Source organism: Dyella sp. 01N448, from assembly GCF_056399225.1.
On record NZ_JBFTQX010000003.1, the window covers coordinates 691,752 to 709,076 of the forward strand.

Annotated in this window: 14 protein-coding genes; 10 read left to right on the forward strand and 4 right to left on the reverse strand. The window is 63.1% G+C overall.

The genetic code is table 11. The annotated features are described in order from the left end of the window. The first annotated feature begins 466 nt into the window (after positions 1-466). From prpB to AC1DKY_RS07345, 7 genes are all read left to right on the forward strand, one after another. Positions 467-1,354, forward strand: coding sequence for a methylisocitrate lyase (gene prpB / locus AC1DKY_RS07315; protein WP_441603574.1), 888 nt, complete (start codon positions 467-469; stop codon positions 1,352-1,354). A gap of 75 nt (positions 1,355-1,429) precedes the next feature. Continuing rightward, complete coding sequence (gene prpC, locus AC1DKY_RS07320; RefSeq protein WP_441603573.1) at positions 1,430-2,575, forward strand: bifunctional 2-methylcitrate synthase/citrate synthase; 1,146 nt, start codon at positions 1,430-1,432, stop codon at positions 2,573-2,575. A gap of 446 nt (positions 2,576-3,021) precedes the next feature. Further along, positions 3,022-3,984 (forward strand): hypothetical protein, encoded by a 963-nt coding sequence (locus AC1DKY_RS07325; RefSeq protein WP_441603572.1) that lies wholly within the window; start codon positions 3,022-3,024, stop codon positions 3,982-3,984. A 118-nt stretch (positions 3,985-4,102) separates the two neighbouring features. Further along, positions 4,103-4,522: a hypothetical protein gene (locus AC1DKY_RS07330; RefSeq protein ID WP_441603571.1), complete on the forward strand. Its 420-nt coding sequence runs from the start codon at positions 4,103-4,105 to the stop codon at positions 4,520-4,522. After that, entirely contained in the window at positions 4,519-5,205 is a 687-nt protein-coding gene (locus AC1DKY_RS07335) for a C39 family peptidase (protein ID WP_441603570.1), read from the forward strand. Before AC1DKY_RS07330 ends, AC1DKY_RS07335 begins: the two co-directional genes overlap by 4 nt. Before the next feature lie 9 nt (positions 5,206-5,214). Further along, entirely contained in the window at positions 5,215-5,817 is a 603-nt protein-coding gene (locus AC1DKY_RS07340; RefSeq protein ID WP_441603569.1) for a hypothetical protein, read from the forward strand. Positions 5,818-5,986: 169 nt separating this feature from the next. Continuing rightward, positions 5,987-7,390: a coiled-coil domain-containing protein gene (locus tag AC1DKY_RS07345; RefSeq protein ID WP_441603568.1), complete on the forward strand. Its 1,404-nt coding sequence runs from the start codon at positions 5,987-5,989 to the stop codon at positions 7,388-7,390. A 19-nt stretch (positions 7,391-7,409) separates the two neighbouring features. Here AC1DKY_RS07345 and AC1DKY_RS07350 read toward each other — a convergent pair whose 3' ends face one another. From AC1DKY_RS07350 to acnD, 4 genes are all read right to left on the reverse strand, one after another. Then, positions 7,410-8,018, reverse strand: coding sequence for a glutathione S-transferase family protein (locus AC1DKY_RS07350; protein WP_441603567.1), 609 nt, complete (start codon positions 8,016-8,018; stop codon positions 7,410-7,412). 55 nt (positions 8,019-8,073) lie between these two features. After that, positions 8,074-8,760: a TerC family protein gene (locus tag AC1DKY_RS07355; RefSeq protein ID WP_441603566.1), complete on the reverse strand. Its 687-nt coding sequence runs from the start codon at positions 8,758-8,760 to the stop codon at positions 8,074-8,076. 220 nt (positions 8,761-8,980) lie between these two features. Beyond that, the gene (gene prpF, locus AC1DKY_RS07360; protein ID WP_441603565.1) at positions 8,981-10,165 is read right to left on the reverse strand and encodes a 2-methylaconitate cis-trans isomerase PrpF; all 1,185 of its coding nucleotides are present in this window, start codon (positions 10,163-10,165) and stop codon (positions 8,981-8,983) included. Between the two features lie 92 nt (positions 10,166-10,257). Next, positions 10,258-12,867, reverse strand: a complete 2,610-nt coding sequence (gene acnD / locus AC1DKY_RS07365) for a Fe/S-dependent 2-methylisocitrate dehydratase AcnD (protein WP_441603564.1) — start codon at positions 12,865-12,867, stop codon at positions 10,258-10,260. Between the two features lie 183 nt (positions 12,868-13,050). Here acnD and AC1DKY_RS07370 point away from each other — a divergent pair, with 183 nt between their 5' ends. The 3 genes from AC1DKY_RS07370 (at position 13,051) to AC1DKY_RS07380 (ending at position 17,271) form a co-directional block, all read left to right on the forward strand. Then, a complete protein-coding gene (locus AC1DKY_RS07370) occupies positions 13,051-14,502 on the forward strand; it encodes a bifunctional 2-methylcitrate dehydratase/aconitate hydratase (protein WP_441603563.1) in 1,452 nt (483 codons plus the stop codon). Between the two features lie 206 nt (positions 14,503-14,708). Continuing rightward, positions 14,709-15,824 carry an OmpA family protein gene (locus AC1DKY_RS07375; RefSeq protein WP_441603562.1) on the forward strand — a complete coding sequence of 372 codons (1,116 nt, stop codon included), beginning with the start codon at positions 14,709-14,711 and terminating at the stop codon, positions 15,822-15,824. A gap of 349 nt (positions 15,825-16,173) precedes the next feature. Beyond that, positions 16,174-17,271: an OmpA family protein gene (locus AC1DKY_RS07380; protein WP_441603561.1), complete on the forward strand. Its 1,098-nt coding sequence runs from the start codon at positions 16,174-16,176 to the stop codon at positions 17,269-17,271. Positions 17,272-17,325 lie beyond the last annotated feature (54 nt).

Below are 17,325 nucleotides of genomic sequence, written 5' to 3' on the forward strand. Positions count from 1 at the left end.
CTCGGAGGTTGTCCCACAACAGCGCGCCTCGAGCGTTCGGGCTTATCCAAACACGATGCTGCGGGCGTCATCAGGCCATTTTCTTTGGGTTACTTTCGACGCGAAGCTAGTCCTGTGGGATCTTTTGGGCCAGCAAAAGAAAAGTGACTCGAGCGGCGGCAGCCGATCGAAACGCCCGCCGCGTCCCACAGGGACTAGCTTCGCGTCGTAGGCGGCACCCTGACGGTAACGCAACAACCAGAAACCGAGCCTCCGGATAACCAGCCTTCGGCTGTTGAAAAGCGCCGGCCCTCGCCCCCACTTGTGGGGTGCGCCCAGACGACGAACAAATCGCCACCCCGCCGCGCGACGAAGAAAAAAACCACCCCCCAATCCACTACACGCTCCCTTCGAAACCATTCATGCTGCCGCGCAACAGCCCCCTTACAAACCCTGCGCTAAAATCTCCCCTTTAAGCGGAGGTTTCATGGCCCACATCGCATCCCCTGGCGCGGCATTCCGCGCGGCCCTGGCGGCCGAACACCCCTTGCAGGTGATCGGCGCCATCAACGCGAACCACGCCTTGCTGGCCAAGCGCGCCGGCTACCGCGCGATCTACCTCTCGGGCGGCGGTGTGGCGGCCGGTTCACTGGGTCTGCCAGATCTGGGCATCAATACGCTGGACGACGTGCTCACCGACGTGCGCCGCATCACCGACGTGTGCGATCTGCCGCTGATGGTGGACATCGACACCGGCTTTGGTCCTAGCGCATTCAATATCGCCCGCACGGTAAAGAGCCTGATCAAGTTCGGCGCGGCCGCCTGCCATATCGAAGACCAGGTGGGCGCCAAGCGCTGCGGTCATCGTCCGGGCAAGGAGATCGTGTCGACCAGCGAGATGGCTGATCGCGTCAAGGCCGCGGCCGATGCGAAGACCGATGCCGATTTCTTCCTGATCGCCCGCACCGACGCGATTGCCGTCGACGGTGTGGACGCCGCCATCGAGCGCGCCATCGCCTGCGTGGAAGCCGGTGCCGACGGCATCTTCGCCGAGGCCGCGTATGACTTGCCGACCTATCGCCGCTTCGTCGATGCCGTGAAGGTACCGGTGCTGGCCAACATCACCGAGTTCGGCCAGACCCCGCTGTTCAGCGTGGAAGAGCTCGCCAGCGCGGGCGTAGGCATCGTGCTGTATCCACTTTCCGCGTTCCGCGCCATGAACAAGGCGGCGGAAAATGTTTATCAGGCCATCCGCCGTGATGGTCACCAGCGCAACGTGATCGACACCATGCAGACGCGTGAAGAGCTTTACGACCGCATCGGCTATCACGAGTACGAGCGCCGCCTGGATGAGCTTTTCTCAAAGAAGAGCTGATCGTCCCCATCGAGATAACCGGCACCGCGGTGCCGCCCACGTTTGACGCAAGCATGTCTTCAGGAGATGTACCGAATGACTGAGCAAACTCTTCCCAAGCCCAAGAAATCCGTCGCGCTGTCGGGCGTGGCCGCCGGCAACACCGCGCTGTGCACGGTGGGCCGCAGCGGCAACGACTTGCATTACCGCGGTTATGACATCCATGACCTGGCGGCCAAGGGTTGCTTCGAGGAAGTCGCCTATTTGCTGGTGCACGGCGTGTTGCCGAACTGGGCCGAGCTCAATGCCTATCGCGCCAAGCTCAAGCGACTGCGTGGCCTGCCGGCGCCGGTGAAGAGCGCGCTGGAGCTGCTGCCCGCCGCCACGCATCCGATGGATGTGATGCGCACCGGTTGCTCGGTGCTGGGCACGGTGCTGCCGGAGAAGGACGACCACAACGTCACCGGCGCGCGCGACATCGCCGACCGCCTGATGGCGAGCTTCGGTTCGATCCTGCTGTACTGGTTCCACTTCAGCCACAACGGCAAGCGCATTGAAACGGAGACCGAAGACGAATCCATCGCCGGTCACTTCCTGCACCTGCTGCATGGCAAGAAGCCGAGCGAGCTGTGCACGCATTCGCTGGACAAGTCGCTGATCCTGTACGCCGAGCACGAGTTCAACGCGTCCACCTTCACCGCGCGTGTCATCGCCGGCACGGGGTCGGACATGTACTCGGCGATCACGGGTGCGATCGGTGCGCTGCGCGGTCCCAAGCACGGCGGCGCGAACGAAGTGGCGATGGAGATCATCGCGCGCTACCGCAATGCAGCCGAGGCGGAAGCGGACATCCGCGCCCGCGTCGAGCGCAAGGAAATCATCATCGGCTTTGGCCACCCGGTGTACACGGTGTCCGATCCGCGCAACGAGATCATCAAAGAGGTCTCGCGCAAGCTGTGCACGGAAGGCGGCAACCCGACCCTGTTCGACGTGTCGGAGAAGATCGAGAAGCTGATGTGGGAGCAGAAGAAGATGTTCCCGAATCTCGATTGGTTCTCGGCCAGCGCGTATCACATGATGGGCGTGCCGACAGCCATGTTCACCCCGTTGTTCGTGATCGCCCGCACCTCTGGCTGGAGCGCCCACGTGATCGAGCAGCGCGAGGACGGCAAGATCATCCGCCCCAGCGCCAACTACACCGGTCCGGAAGATCTGGCCTACGTGCCGATCGAAAAGCGTTGATCGCGGCCTAGGCCTATGTCGAATGAAGGAGCCGAAAGGCTCCTTCATTCTTTCCAAGTTTCGTTATGGTTCAGGACCCTGTACGACATTGCTATGGTTTCGTATGCGTCGGTGTAAACCACCTGATACATGTGTTCCACAGCGTTATGAGAAGACAGCAACACGCGCTAAAGCGCTGAAATATAGACTCATGCACGAGCGTTTATGTCCCAGGTGCAAGGCCTGGTCGACGACGCGGTGTAACAGCCTTGATGCAGTCCTGCTTTCCAGCTCCCTGACCGTAGTCAAACTCAGCCTCCGTGATTCTCTTCAAGTGGCTGATTTCATGGTCTTCATGTTTGTGAGCTGACGTGCACAAGCCGTGGCACGCATGTTGCGACAAGAGCGTGCTGGATTTGCAACTCCGGCAACACAGGGGGTCACCGCATCGTTCCAGGAGAAAGACTATGCGCAAGACTCTAATAGCGACCGCGATTGTGTTGGGTCTGGGGCTTACGCTCCCTGCGTTTGCAGACGACAACAACACTTCGAAAGGTTCAAGCACGCTTACTAATACCGATTCGAGCACCCGTACACGGACTGACACCAGCACCTACACCACCTCAGCGGCTGGTGCGAATGGTTCAGCCGCTAGCAGCGGTGGCACGGCCAGTTCCTTCAACACCAGCAAGGCAGTAGCGAACAGCACCCTCAACGGCGAAGTCACCAAAGTAGCCGTGTGGGGCATCGGCAATTCGTCTTACAACGATGGCAACGCGAACGGAGGTCGTGGAGGCAGCGGCGGTGATGGCGGCAAGGGCTACGGCGGCAAGGCCGGCGGCGCCAACGGTGGCGACGGCGGTAATGGCGGTCGCGCCAGTGCTCACAGCGGTCGCGCCGGTGGTTCGGGCGCCGATTCGGGCGACGCCGGTGGTTGGGGTGCTTCGTTGGCTGGCGGCGGTGACGGCGGCGACGGCGGCAACGCCGGTGGCATCCGTAACCACAATCGTGCTGGCGGCGGTGGCGGTACGGCAGGTGGCGGCGCCAACACCGGTGGTACCGGTGGAGCGGGCGGCGCAGGCGCAGGTGGCACGGCAGGTGCAGCATCACCGACCGGAACCAGCGGCTCAGCAAGCGCGACGGGCGGCACGAGCGGTGCAGATACCGCTACGGCAGGCACCGGCGGTGCGGGCGGCGCAGGCGGCACCAATACGGGTGGCGCAGGCACGGGCGGCGCAGGTGCGGCTGGCGGTGCTGGCGGCGCAGGCGGTACGGCATCGTCGACGACTGGTGCGTTCGATATGTCGAACCAGATGAACGGCTCGGCAGCGGCGGCAGCCGGTGTGTCGATCCTTGCGCAGAACAGCGGCGCGGCAGCGCTGGTACAGCAGAGCGTCAACGTTCAGGCCAACCTGAACTTCGCGCACTGAGCCATAGGGCGGCTGGCACGAGGGAACGCTTGCGTTCCCTCGTGTCGGTTTCAAAGGGAATGGCCTCGCCGATATCGGCGTCGGTCATGGGTTAGCTCATGCGTGAGGGAGAAGTGCCGTGCAATCGTGCAAGTGGCTACTGGGTATCACCGCGCTAAGCGCGCTCGCTCTTCCTGCGGTTGTCTGCGCGGAAGACGCAGGCATTCCTCCCGCGTATATGGTGCAGGGCGCGGATTCTCCTCTTGCGATCTACAACGCGGCGGTCGAGGTGGATCACCAGGGCGTAGCGTCCGGACTGGGCGAAAGCGTCGACAGCGCGACGCTGGAGAAGCTCAGCGGCGGCACCTTGATCGTGCAGAACACCAATCTTACGGGCACCGTGTCCGACAACTCGGCTGACCATCTCACCACGGGCGACAATACGATCACCGGTGGATCCGTCGCAGGGGCAACAGGTTTCCCGACCATCATCCAGAATTCGGGCAACAACGTCCTGATCCAGAACGCGACGGTACTCAACGTCGAATTCAAGCAATGAACAAGCTCGCGGCGCTGCTGATCCTCATCGCGGCGCTGCCGCCGGGGAGTCATGCGTCCACGCCGGTAAGCGTGGTCAGCAACGGCCCCGGCAACTACACCGTGCATCTGACGAGCCTCAAAGAGGCCCGCTACAAGGCCACCATCCACCAGAAATACGACTTCAGCTGCGGATCGGCCGCGGTGGCGACGCTGCTGACTTATCAGTACGGCTATCCCGTCAACGAGCAGGTTGCCTTCGAGCAGATGTACACGCACGGCGACCAGGCCAAGATCAGCAAAGAGGGCTTTTCGCTGCTGGACATCAAGCGCTTCCTTGCCGCCAATGGTTTCGAAGCCGATGGCTTCAAGGTGCCCATCGAGAAGCTGGCGCAGGAAAACCTGCCGGCGATCGTGCTGATCGACGAGAAGGGCTACCACCACTTCGTCGTCGTCAAAGGCATGCGCAACGATCGGCTGCTGGTGGGCGATCCCGCGCTAGGCACGCGCGTGATGTCGACTGCCAAGTTCAAGGCGCTGTGGAAGAACGACCTGGTGTTCGTCATCCACAACCGTCGCAACCTGGCCGTGTTCAACAGTCCCAACGATTGGAGAGTGGCGCCAGCGGCGCCCATCAGCAACGCGATCGATCGCAACGGTCTCTACAACACCGTGATGCCCAAGCACGGGCCGGACGACATTTGAGGACGGATGATGAAACCGCTCGCACACATCGCTGGTTTCGCCGTCCTTTGCGTGGCATGCGTATCGGGGATGGTGGGAGCACAGGCGCAGGACAGTGCTTCCACCCTGGCGTCGCCGCCGGCGATGGCGACTGCGGCGGCGCCCACGGCAGCATTGGAGACGGTGGTCGCCGGCATCCCCACCTCCAAGGATATGCCGGGCTGGACGCCGGTGGGCGAGGACACGCTCGATCAGACACGCGGCGGCTTCGACCTTGGCAACGGCCTGGTGGCCTCCTTCGGTATCGATCGCGCGGTCTACGTCAACGGCAACCTGGTGTCCTCGACCAGTTTCTACGTGCCCGATATCGCGCATATGACGACAGCGCAGGCGCAGGCCATGCAGTCGGCGCTGAACACCGTGCAAGTGACGCAGATCGGCCCGAACAACAGCTTCGATCCGTCCGCCCTGGCCGGCAAGATGGGCGGCACGGTGATCCAGAACACGTTGAACAATCAGAACATCCAGAACATCACCACGATCAACGCAGCGACCAATTCGCTCAACGCATTCCGGGCAGGAAGTCTCCAGGAAGCGTTGCAACAGGCGCAGCTGCAGTCCCTGGGGCACTGACATGGGACGCGCACCGCCAAGCTTTGGACCTTTCCGCGAACGCGCCGCGGCTCTCGCCGCGGCGCGTTCGTCTGCGCGATTTGAACAACGGGCATGAGGAAGCATGATGCGACACTCAGCGTTGCGATACGTATGGTCGGCAGGATGTGCGGGGCTGGTGGCGCTCGGCATGCCTGTCGCGGCCCAACAGGAGTCGCCGTCCCAGCAGGCCAATACCGGGACGACGCCGGCGGTAGCGGCTAACGCCATTGCGGCGGCCCCATCCGCGAAACCCGCGCCAATCGATCCAGCCGACTTGCGCAAACAGGTCGCCGAACAGGGCGACCGCATCGATGCCATGCGCAGCCAGATCAGTGCGCAGATCGCGCAACTGGATGCAATGAAACGTGCGCTGGCCGAGCAGGAGGCCGACTATCAATCGCTGCGGCATGCCGTAGGCATGGACGTGCTGGACAAGCAACGTGCAGGCAGCATCGCCGCCGGCGGCCCGATGGCATCCGCGCAACCGATGCCGGCCGGCGATGCGGTGGCAGCCAACGCACCCCAGCAACAACAGCAACAGCCGGTCGGCGAGGCGCCCAAGGCCGATACGCGTCCGCCGGAAGTGGCGCCCATCTTCCAGCAGCCCGGCGTACTCACGCCCAAGGGCAAGTTCATCATCGAGCCGGCGTATCAGTTCGGCTATTCGAACGTCGATCGCGTGGCGCTGGTGGGATATACGGTGATTCCCGCCATCCTCATCGGCCTTATCGATGCGCGGCAGGTCAGGACGACCACGCAAGTGGGCTGGCTGACCGGCCGCTACGGCATCAGCAACCGGATGGAAGTGGAAGTCCGCGTGCCCTATGTCTATGCGCATGAAGACGTGACCAGCCGCGAGATATTCACCGGCAGCGCCACCGACAAGGCGTTTGGCAACAGCGGACATGGCCTCGGCGACGTCGAAGCCACCTTGCGCTACCAGTTGAATGTCGGTGGCCCGGACAAGGCGTACTACGTGGGCTGGCTGCGCGTGAAGTCGAACACGGGCAGGGACCCGTTCCAGGTCACCACCGATTGCGTGCAGCGTTGCGTGGAAAACGTGATCAACGAAGTGGACTTGTCGGCCACCGGCACGGGCCTGCCCCTGTCGCAGCCGGTGGGTACCGGCTTCTGGGCGATACAGCCAGGCGTGACCTGGCTGTATCCGACCGATCCGGTGGTGTTCTTCGGCAACCTCAGTTATCTCTACAACGTGCCGCGCGACAACGTGACCCGCAAAATCCTCCTGGGCGGTACGGAAGATCTGGGCAAGGTCAAGCTGGGCGATATCGTCGACGTGAGCATCGGCATGGGTCTTTCGCTCAACGAAAAGGCGTCGATCAGTATTGGTTACGACCAAAGCTTCGTCGGCGCGACGAAACAGAACAATCACAATGTTCCCGGTTCGACCAAGGTCGTGCTGGGCACGCTGCTGATCGGTGGCTCATGGCGCTTCAGCGACAAGCGCACCCTCAACTTCACGTTGGGCGTAGGCGTCACGCGCGACACGCCGGATGCGACGGTGACGGTGCGCGTGCCGATGATGTTCTAAGCCTCGCACGCAGGCCCGCTCAGAGGCCTTCCTGCTGCATCGCCGCCTTGACGCCGGCGTCGTCCTGCATGCGTGCATGGAAGCGGGTCAGATTGTCCAGGCCTGACAGATCCACGCCCTTGCCCATGGCCCAGCGCAGCACCACGAACAGATACGGATCGGCGAACGAGCGCGTGCCCGTCAGCCAGTCGCGACCATGCAACTGCGCATCGAGGCGTTGGTAGTAGATGCGCAGCCGATCGACCGCCTTGCTGCGAAGATTTTCCTGCGCGTGCTCGCCATCGATGTAGCGCTCTGGACGAAACACCGGCTTGAAGGTCGGATGCAGATCCGAATTGAGATAGGCCAGCCAGCGATTGACTTCGGCGCGGCCGCGCGCGCCTTCGCCGCCGAGACCGGCGAGCGGAAACTTGTCCGCCAGGTAATTGAAGATGGCCGCGTTCTCGGTCAGCACCCAGCCGTCCGCTTCCTGCAGGGCAGGGACCACGCCCGAGGGATTGATGCGCAGATACTCGGGCGAGCCCAGTTCTTCGCGCGCGACGCGATGCGCTTCGTACGGCTGGCCGATCCATTCGAGCACGATGTGGTCGGCGAGCGAACAGGCGCCCGGCAGGTAGTACAACTTCATGGGAATTCCTTGGGTGGCGTCAGCCTTGAAGTGTCGCCCGCCGGGTGCCTGCAGCTCAAGCCGACGCTTGCGCGCGCAGGCGGCGGCGCTGCATCCACCAACCGCCCAGGCACACGCTGATCACCAGTACCGCATCGAGCACGTAACGCGCCCACTCATGCGCATCGAACCACGGCGATACCCAATGATCGTGCGCGATCATGCGCGCGGCCGTCCATGCGATGGCACCTGCGCCGATATAGATGATCACCGGGAAGCGTTCGATCAGCCGCAGGATCAGCGAAGAGCCCCACACCACCAGCGGCACGCTGATCGCAAGGCCGATGATCACCAGCGCCATATGACCCTTGGCGGCGCCCGCGATGGCAAGCACGTTGTCCATGCCCATCAGCGCATCGGCAACAATGATCGTGCGCATGGCTGCCCAGAAGCTGCCGGCGGCGCCGACGTGATGCGACGCGTGGTCATCCGGCTTCATCAGCTTCCACGCGATCGGCAGCAACAACACACCGCCGATCAGCATCAGGCCGGGCAGCTTGAGCAGATAGACCACCACGCCGGTGAGCGCCAGGCGCACGATGATGGCGCCGAGGGTGCCCCATAGCACCGCTTTCCTCTGGATATCGCGGGGAAGCTTGCGCGCAGCCAGTGCAATCACGATGGCGTTATCGCCCGCGAGCACCAGATCGAGCAGGATGATGGCCATCAGGCCGGAGAGGAATTCGGTAACAGCAAGGTCCATGTGCGGGTCTCTGCGCGTCAAGACGAATGCAATCAAGACGGACGCGCGCGGCCCGTGATGACTGCAAAAGTCTCGTTCGCGGCAGAACCGCCGCAGTGACCGGAGCGTTTTTGACGCTCGTGATGACGACCACTGCAAGGACACCGATGGAACCGGTGTCCTGAACTACTCCCTTTTGGGATCAGTATTTATCTATTGTCGATGCCATGGCGTGCGTGGGTCAAGCTGCCGGCACGCGCACCCAGCCTTCCATCAGCACGCGTGCGCTGCGGCTCATGACCGCCTTGGTGACCGTCCACGACCCATCCACCAGCGCCGCCGCGGCGCCCACCCGCAAAGTGCCCGACGGGTGGCCAAAGCGCACCGCCTGGCGCTCGCCGCCGCCCGCCGCCAGGTTCACCAGGGTGCCCGGGATCGCCGCCGCGGTGCCAATGGCTACGGCTGCCGTGCCCATCATGGCGTGATGCAGCTTGCCCATCGACATGGCGCGAACGAGCAAGTCGATGTCGGTCGCCTTTACCGGTTTGCCGCTCGAGGCGACGTAATCGGCGGGGCCGGCAACGAAGGCCACCTTGGGCGTGTGCTGGCGCGTGGCGATCTCATCCAGCGATGGGATCAGGCCCATGCGCAGCGCGCCGTGCGCGCGAATGGTCTCGAACTTTGCCAGCGCCTCGGCGTCGCTGTTGATGGCGTCCTGCAGCTCCGTGCCGGTGTAGCCGATCGCGGCGGCCTCGATGAAGATGGTGGGAATGCCGGCGTTGATCATGGTCGCCTTGAGCGTGCCGACGCCCGGCACATCCAGCTCGTCGACCAGGTTTCCGGTGGGGAACATCGCGCCGCCGGCGCCATCTTCCTCGGCGGCCGGATCCATGAATTCCAGTTGCACTTCGGCGGCGGGGAAGGTCACGCCGTCCAGCTCGAAATCGCCGGTTTCCTGCACCGCACCGTCGGTCATCGGCACATGGGCGATGATCGTCTTGCCGATATTGGCCTGCCAGATGCGCACGATGGCGATGCCGTCGCGCGGCACACGCGCAGGGTCGATCAGGCCGCCTGCGATGGCGAACGGACCGACGGCTGCCGAGAGATTGCCGCAGTTGCCGCTCCAGTCGACGAAGGCCTTGTCGATCGCCACCTGGCCGAACAGGTAGTCCACGTCGTGGTCCGGGCGCGTGCTCTTGGACACGATCACCGTCTTGCTGGTGCTGGAGGTGGCGCCGCCCATGCCGTCGATCTGCTTGCCGTACGGGTCGGGGCTGCCGATCACACGCAGCAGCAGCGCATCACGCGCCGCGCCCGGTACCTGCGCCGTTGCCGGCAGGTCCTCAAGGCGGAAGAACACGCCCTTGCTGGTGCCGCCGCGCAGGTAGGTGGCGGGAATGCGGATCTGGGGAAGCGATGCCATGAATGGATTGTCCTGTAATGACCAGGGCTCACCGCGTTGCAGGCAGGAGCCGCCAGGCGCGAGGCGTTGCCGCCCCGCGCATCAACATGTGATCACGCCGCCTGCGAGGCTTCGAGGAAGTCCTGCGCAAAACGCTGCAGCACGCCGCCCGCCTCGTAGATCGATACTTCTTCGGCGGTATCCAGGCGACACGTCACCGGCACTTCGACGCGTTCGCCGTTGCTGCGATGAATGACCAGCGTGAGATCCGCGCGCGGCGTGCGCGCGCCCATCACGTCGAAGGTTTCGGTGCCGTCGATGCCCAGCGTCTTGCGGTCGGTGCCCGGCTTGAACTCCAGCGGCAGCACGCCCATGCCGATCAGGTTGGTGCGATGGATGCGCTCGAAGCCCTCGGCCGCAATCGCCTCCACGCCGGCAAGACGCACGCCCTTGGCGGCCCAGTCGCGCGACGAGCCCTGGCCGTAGTCGGCGCCCGCGATGATGATGAGCGGCTGCTTGCGCTCCATATACGTTTCGATGGCTTCCCACATGCGCATCACCTTACCTTCGGGCTCCACGCGCGCCAGCGAGCCCTTCTTCACGGCGCCATCGACCACCGCCATTTCATTGCTCAGGGTAGGGTTGGCGAAGGTGGCGCGCTGCGCGGTGAGGTGATCGCCGCGATGGGTCGCGTACGAATTGAAGTCCTCTTCCGGCAGGCCCATCTTGGCGAGGTATTCGCCTGCGGCGCTGTCGAGCATGATCGCGTTCGACGGCGACAGATGATCGGTAGTGATGTTGTCGCCGAGCACCGCCAGCGGACGCATGCCCTTGAGCGTGCGCTCACCGGCAAGCGCGCCTTCCCAGTACGGCGGACGGCGGATATAGGTGCTCTGAGCGCGCCAGTCGTACAGTGGCGCAGCGCTGGTGCCTTTGCTGCCGCTGCGCGCGAACATCGGTTCGTAGACCTTGCGGAACTGCTCGGGCTTCACGCTCGATGCCACGATCGCATCGATCTCTTCGTCGGACGGCCAGATGTCCTTGAGCGTCACCGGCTGTCCATGGGCGTCGAGGCCCAGCACATCCTTCTCGATATCGAAGCGGATGGTGCCGGCGATCGCATAGGCGACCACCAGCGGCGGCGAAGCGAGAAACGCCTGCTTGGCATACGGATGGATGCGGCCGTCGAAGTTGCGGTTGCCGGAAAGCACGGCGGTCGTATACAGGTCGCGATCGATGATCTCCTGCTGGATCACCGGATCGAGCGCACCGGACATGCCATTGCAGGTGGTGCAGGCGAACGCGACGATGCCGAAGCCAAGCTGCTCCAGATCCGACAGCAGGTTCGCTTCCTTCAGATACATCTCCACCGCCTTGGAGCCGGGCGCGAGCGAACTCTTCACCCACGGCTTGCGCACAAGGCCGCGCGCATTCGCATTGCGCGCCAGCAAGGCAGCAGCGATCACGTTGCGCGGATTGCTAGTGTTGGTGCAACTGGTGATGGCGGCAATGATCACCGCGCCATCGGGCATCTGACCCGGCTGCTCGGTCCACTCGCCGGCAATGCCGCGTGCGGCGAGATCAGAGGTGGGCAGGCGCTTGTGCGGATTCGACGGGCCGGCCATGTTGCGCACCACCGACGACAGATCGAAAGTGAGCGTGCGCTCGTACTGCGCATGGGCCAGTGTGTCGGCCCACAGGCCGGCAGCCTTCGCATAGGTCTCCACCAGCTTGACCTGCTCGTCGCTGCGACCGGTGAGGCGCAGGTAGTCGATGGTCTGGCCGTCGATGAAGAACATCGCGGCGGTGGCACCGTATTCGGGCGCCATATTGGAGATGGTGGCGCGATCGCCCAGGGTCAGGCTGGCCGCGCCTTCACCGCGGAATTCCAGGTACGCACCGACGACTTTTTCCTTGCGCAGGAATTCGGTGAGCGCGAGCACGATGTCGGTGGCGGTGATGCCAGGCTGACGCTTGCCGGTAAGCTCCACGCCGATGATGTCGGGCAGGCGCATCCACGACGCGCGGCCGAGCATCACGTTTTCTGCTTCAAGACCACCGACGCCAATGGCGATCACGCCGAGTGCATCGACGTGCGGCGTATGACTGTCGGTACCAACGCAGGTATCGGGATAGGCCACACCCCTGCCGTTATCGGCGTGTTGCACCTGGATCACCGGCGACATCTTCTCCAGATTGATCTGGTGCATGATGCCGTTGCCTGGCGGGATCACGTCGACGTTCTCGAACGCCTTCTTGGTCCAGTTGATGAAGTGGAAGCGATCTTCGTTGCGGCGATCTTCGATCGCGCGATTCTTGGTGAACGCGTTCGGATCAAAGCCACCGCACTCCACCGCCAGCGAGTGATCGACGATCAACTGCACCGGCACCACCGGATTGACCTTGGCCGGATCGCCACCTCGCTCGGCAATCGCATCGCGCAGGCCGGCCAGGTCGACCAGGGCGGTCTGCCCGAGAATGTCGTGGCATACCACGCGCGCCGGGAACCAGGGGAAATCGCGATCGCGCTTGCGTTCGATGATCTGCTTGAGCGACGCGGTGAGGATCGCCGGATCGCAGCGGCGCACCAGATTCTCTGCCAGCACGCGCGAGGTATAGGGCAGCGCGTCATAGGCGCCGGCTTCGATCGCCTCCACGGCGGCGCGCGCATCGAAATAATCCAGCGACGTGCCGGGAAGGGATTGGCGGTAGACGGTATTCATAAGTATCAAGAACCCTGGAGTAATCGCGCGGCTGACCGCAGGCCGAAATCGCACTATGAAGCCCGCTATTGTAACGCAGCGTTCCCGACCCGCCTCAGGCTGGCTCTGCGGGTGACGGCTATCAGTTAATGCGATGATCGCTCCGATCCTCCATGCAGCATCGTCCCCAGCCGCGAGGTCCCCATGAGTGCGCATGACATCCGCTCCGCCCAGCGTCCCGATCCGGATCAGCCGATGGTGGACGTCGCCCACTATGTGATCGATTACCGCATCGACTCCACCGAGGCCTATGACACGGCGCGCTACATGCTGCTGGATTCGCTGGCGACGGCGATGATGGCCATGAAGTTTCCCGAGTGCGTCAAGCACCTCGGCCCGGTCGTGCCGGGGGCGAACCTGCCGGGCGGCGCCCGCGTACCGGGCACCAGCCACGAGCTCGATCCGGTGCAGGCGGCATTTGCCATCGGCAGCCAGATCCGCTGGTTGGACTTCAACGACACCTGGCTGGCGGCCGAATGGGGCCATCCCTCGGACAACCTGGGCAGCATCCTGGCGGTGGCCGACTACCTCAGTCGCAAGGCCGAGCGCGAGGGCGGGCAGCCGATGACCGTCCGCGACGTGCTGACTTATGCCATCAAGGCCCACGAGATCCAGGGTTGCTACGCCCTCAAGAACAGCTTCAACCGCATCGGGCAGGACCATGTGATCCTGGTGCGCCTGGCCTCCACGGCCGTCGCCACGGCGATGCTGGGGGGCAGCAAGGAGCAGATCGTCACCGCGGTCTCCCATAGCTGGGTCGACAACGGGGCGCTGCGCACCTACCGGCACGCCCCGAACACCGGCCCGCGCAAGAGCTGGGCCGCCGGCGACGCCTGCCGCCGCGCCGTCATGCATGCCATTAATGCGGTCTACCGCGGGGTGGTGGGCTACCCCTCGGCCCTTAGCGCCAAGACCTGGGGCTATTACGACGTGGCCTTCAAGGGCAACGCTTTCCAGTTCGAACGCCCGTTCGGCAGCTATGTGATGGAAAACGTGCTGTTCAAGATCAGCTATCCGGCCGAATTCCACGCCCAGACGGCGGTGGAATGCGCCATGCAGCTGCACGGCGCGGTCGCCGGCAAGCTTGGGCAGATCGACAAGGTGGTGATCGAGACCCAGGAGGCGGGCGCCCGCATCATCGACAAGACCGGCCCGCTGGCCAATTACGCCGACCGCGACCACTGCATCCAGTATATGGTGGCCGTGCCCCTGATCTTCGGCCGCCTGACCGCCGACGACTATGGCGACGAGGTGGCCGCCGATCCCCGCATCGACGCCCTGCGCGAAAAGACCGTGGTCAGCGAGAATCCACAGTTCACCAAGGACTACTACGACCCGGAAAAGCGCTATATCGGCAACTCGGTTCAGGTCTTCTTTAAGGACGGCAGCAGCACCCAGAAGGTATCCATCGACTACCCGATCGGCCACCGCAAGCGCAGGGGGGAGGGTATCCCGGTGTTGTTAAAGAAGTTTGAGGCCGCCATGCGCAGCCAGTTGCCCTCCCACCAGGTCAAAACCATCCTGAACGCCACGGCAGACCCCGTTAAGCTAGACGCCATGCCAATCCAGCAGTTCCTTGGTTTCTTCACGCTGTAAAGACGGCGTGAGCTGAAAATGAACGGGCGTTTGGGGTCGATTTGCAATTGCTTAACTTTTGCTAAGCTACTCCGCGCCCGTTTCGGGTAAACAAGCACTAGGTTAGAAGTCAGGTCCGAGATTCACTAGGAGTAGGAATCGAGGCTTGATCGCTTTTCCCGTCTGGGGTGAACGGACGCGTACACCAATAAACGAGGAGACACCTGATGAAACGTAAGGGCTTGTACATCCTGATTGCCCTGGCCCTGGGCGGCGCAGGCGCCGCCCATGCACAGGACAACACCGGCACTGCGGCACCGGTCACCACCACCGAAACGTCCAGCTACGACGACCGCTGGTATATCGCGCCGACGGTGGGTGGCTACTACAACGACACCGACCGCAACACCAATAGCCGCCAGTTCTATTACGGCATTGGCTTTGGTCGCTATTTCGCGCCCAACTTCTCGCTGGATTTCTTCGGTGACCGCACCAAGCGCACCGTGGATACCGCTGCCGGCGGCGGTCGTTGGTCGAACAACACCTACGGCGTGGCAGCTCGCTACTACTTCCTCGACTGGAACGCATGGCGTCCGTACCTGTTGGGCGGCGTGATGGGCAGCCAGCACATCAGCGACTTCGAGCACGGCTGGTCGCCGGCGGCTGAAGTGGGTGTTGGTGTATCCAAGACCGTCACCGACAGCACCGACGTCCGCTTCGAAGGCGGCTACCGCTACGACTGGGACGACAAGACCCAGCCGGACAAGAGTGGTTACGGCGACTGGTTCCTGGGCTTCAGCATCGTGTCGCGCATCGGTGCGCCGCCGGCCCCGCCGGCTCCGCCGCCGCCGCCGCCGGCTCCGGACTGCTCCAAGCAGTTCCGCAACGGCGTAAATCTGTGCGACAACAAGTGCCCGGATCTGCCGGAAGGCACCATCGTTGGTCCGGATGGTTGCCCGCAGAAGGTCGTCATCGACCTGCGCGGCGTCAACTTCAAGTTCGATCGTCCGAAGAAGGGCGAGAAGGACATCAGCAAGGCGCTGGCTGAGCCGACGAAGGATTCGTTGGCCGTGCTCGACCAGGCTGTCGATACCTTGCAGCGTTATCCGCAGGTGCACGTCACCGTTGCCGGTTACACCGACAGCGTGGGTACGGCGGAGTACAACCAGGGTCTGTCGGAACGTCGTGCGAAGATCGTGTACGACTACCTGACCTCGCACGGTATCGATGCAAGTCGTTTGGAAGGTCCGATCGGTCACGGCAAGAACGATCCGATCGACACGAACGACACGGATGCTGGTCGCGCCCGCAATCGTCGTACGGAGTTGCAGGTTCAGCAGTAATCGAACCACTGCGTTAGATGTAGGAAAAGCCCGGCAAAAGCCGGGCTTTTCTTTTTTGCAATATGGCTTATCGAAGTAAGGCGTTGTTTTGCAGTGACAGGTTGTCGCAGTTGTTCAACAACATCGTCATCGACGCGTTCTTTGCCTGAACAGTGGCTCACCAACAGCGTCTTGCGAGCCGTGCGATGCTCTTAACGATTTTGCTACACTCCGCCGCGCTTGAAGTCTTGTGACATTTCCCCCGATCGGGACGCAAAGCACGGGACAGGAAACGTCCCGTAGTAGGAGACGCGCGTTTTCCGTCTGGGGTGGAACGGACGCGAATACCAATAATATGAGGAGACACCTGATGAATCGTAAGGGCCTGTATTTCCTGATTGCCCTGGCTCTGGGCGGCGTAGGTGCCGCTCACGCGCAAGACAGCACCACCACGTCGACGACGTCGAGCTACGACGGCCGTTGGTACATCGCCCCGACCGTGGGCGGCTACTACAACGATACCGATCGCAACACCAACAGCCGCCAGGTCTATTACGGTCTGGGCTTTGGTCGCTTCATTGCGCCGAACACCTCGATCGACGTGTTCTTCGACCGCACCAAGCGCACCATCGACGGCGGTTCGGATCGTTGGGCCAACAACAACGTCGGCGTTGCTGCTCGCTTCTACTACGGTGACTGGAACGCATGGCGTCCGTACGCTCTCGTGGGCGTGATGGGCAGCTACCACATGAACCCGGCTGACCACGCCTGGTCGCCGGCTGCTGAAGTGGGCGTCGGCCTCTCCAAGACGGTCACCGACAGCACCGACTTCCGCGTGGAAGGTGGTTACCGTTACGACTGGGATGACAAGTCCCAGCCGGAGAAGAACGGTTACGGCGACTGGTTCCTGGGCTTCAGCATCGTGTCGCGCTTCGGCGAGCCGGCTGCTGCTCCCGTGGCTGCCGCTCCGGTGGCTCCGGCCGCTCCGGACTGCTCCAAGCAGTTCCGCAACGGCGTGAACCTGTGCGACAACAAGTGCCCGGATCTGCCGGAAGGCACGATCGTTGGTCCGGACGGCTGCCCGCAGAAGGTCGTGATCGACCTGCGCGGCGTCAACTTCAAGTTCGACCGCCCGAAGAAGGGCGAGACGGACATCAAGAAGGCGCTGGCTGAGCCGACCACCGACTCGGTTGCCATCCTCGACCAGGCTGTCGACACCCTGCAGCGTTACCCGCAGGTCAAGGTCACGGTTGCCGGTTACACCGACTCGGTCGGCAAGGACCAGTACAACCAGGATCTGTCGGAGCGTCGCGCTGCGATCGTGTTCAAGTACCTGACGGCCCACGGCATCACGGCTGATCGTCTGGTTGGCCCGATCGGTCACGGCAAGAACGACCCGATCGACTCCAACGACACGGACAGCGGTCGCGCTCGCAACCGTCGCACCGAACTGCAGGTCCAGCAGTAATAGGATCTGTTACAAGCTGTACGGAGAAGCCCGGCGCAAGCCGGGCTTTTCTTT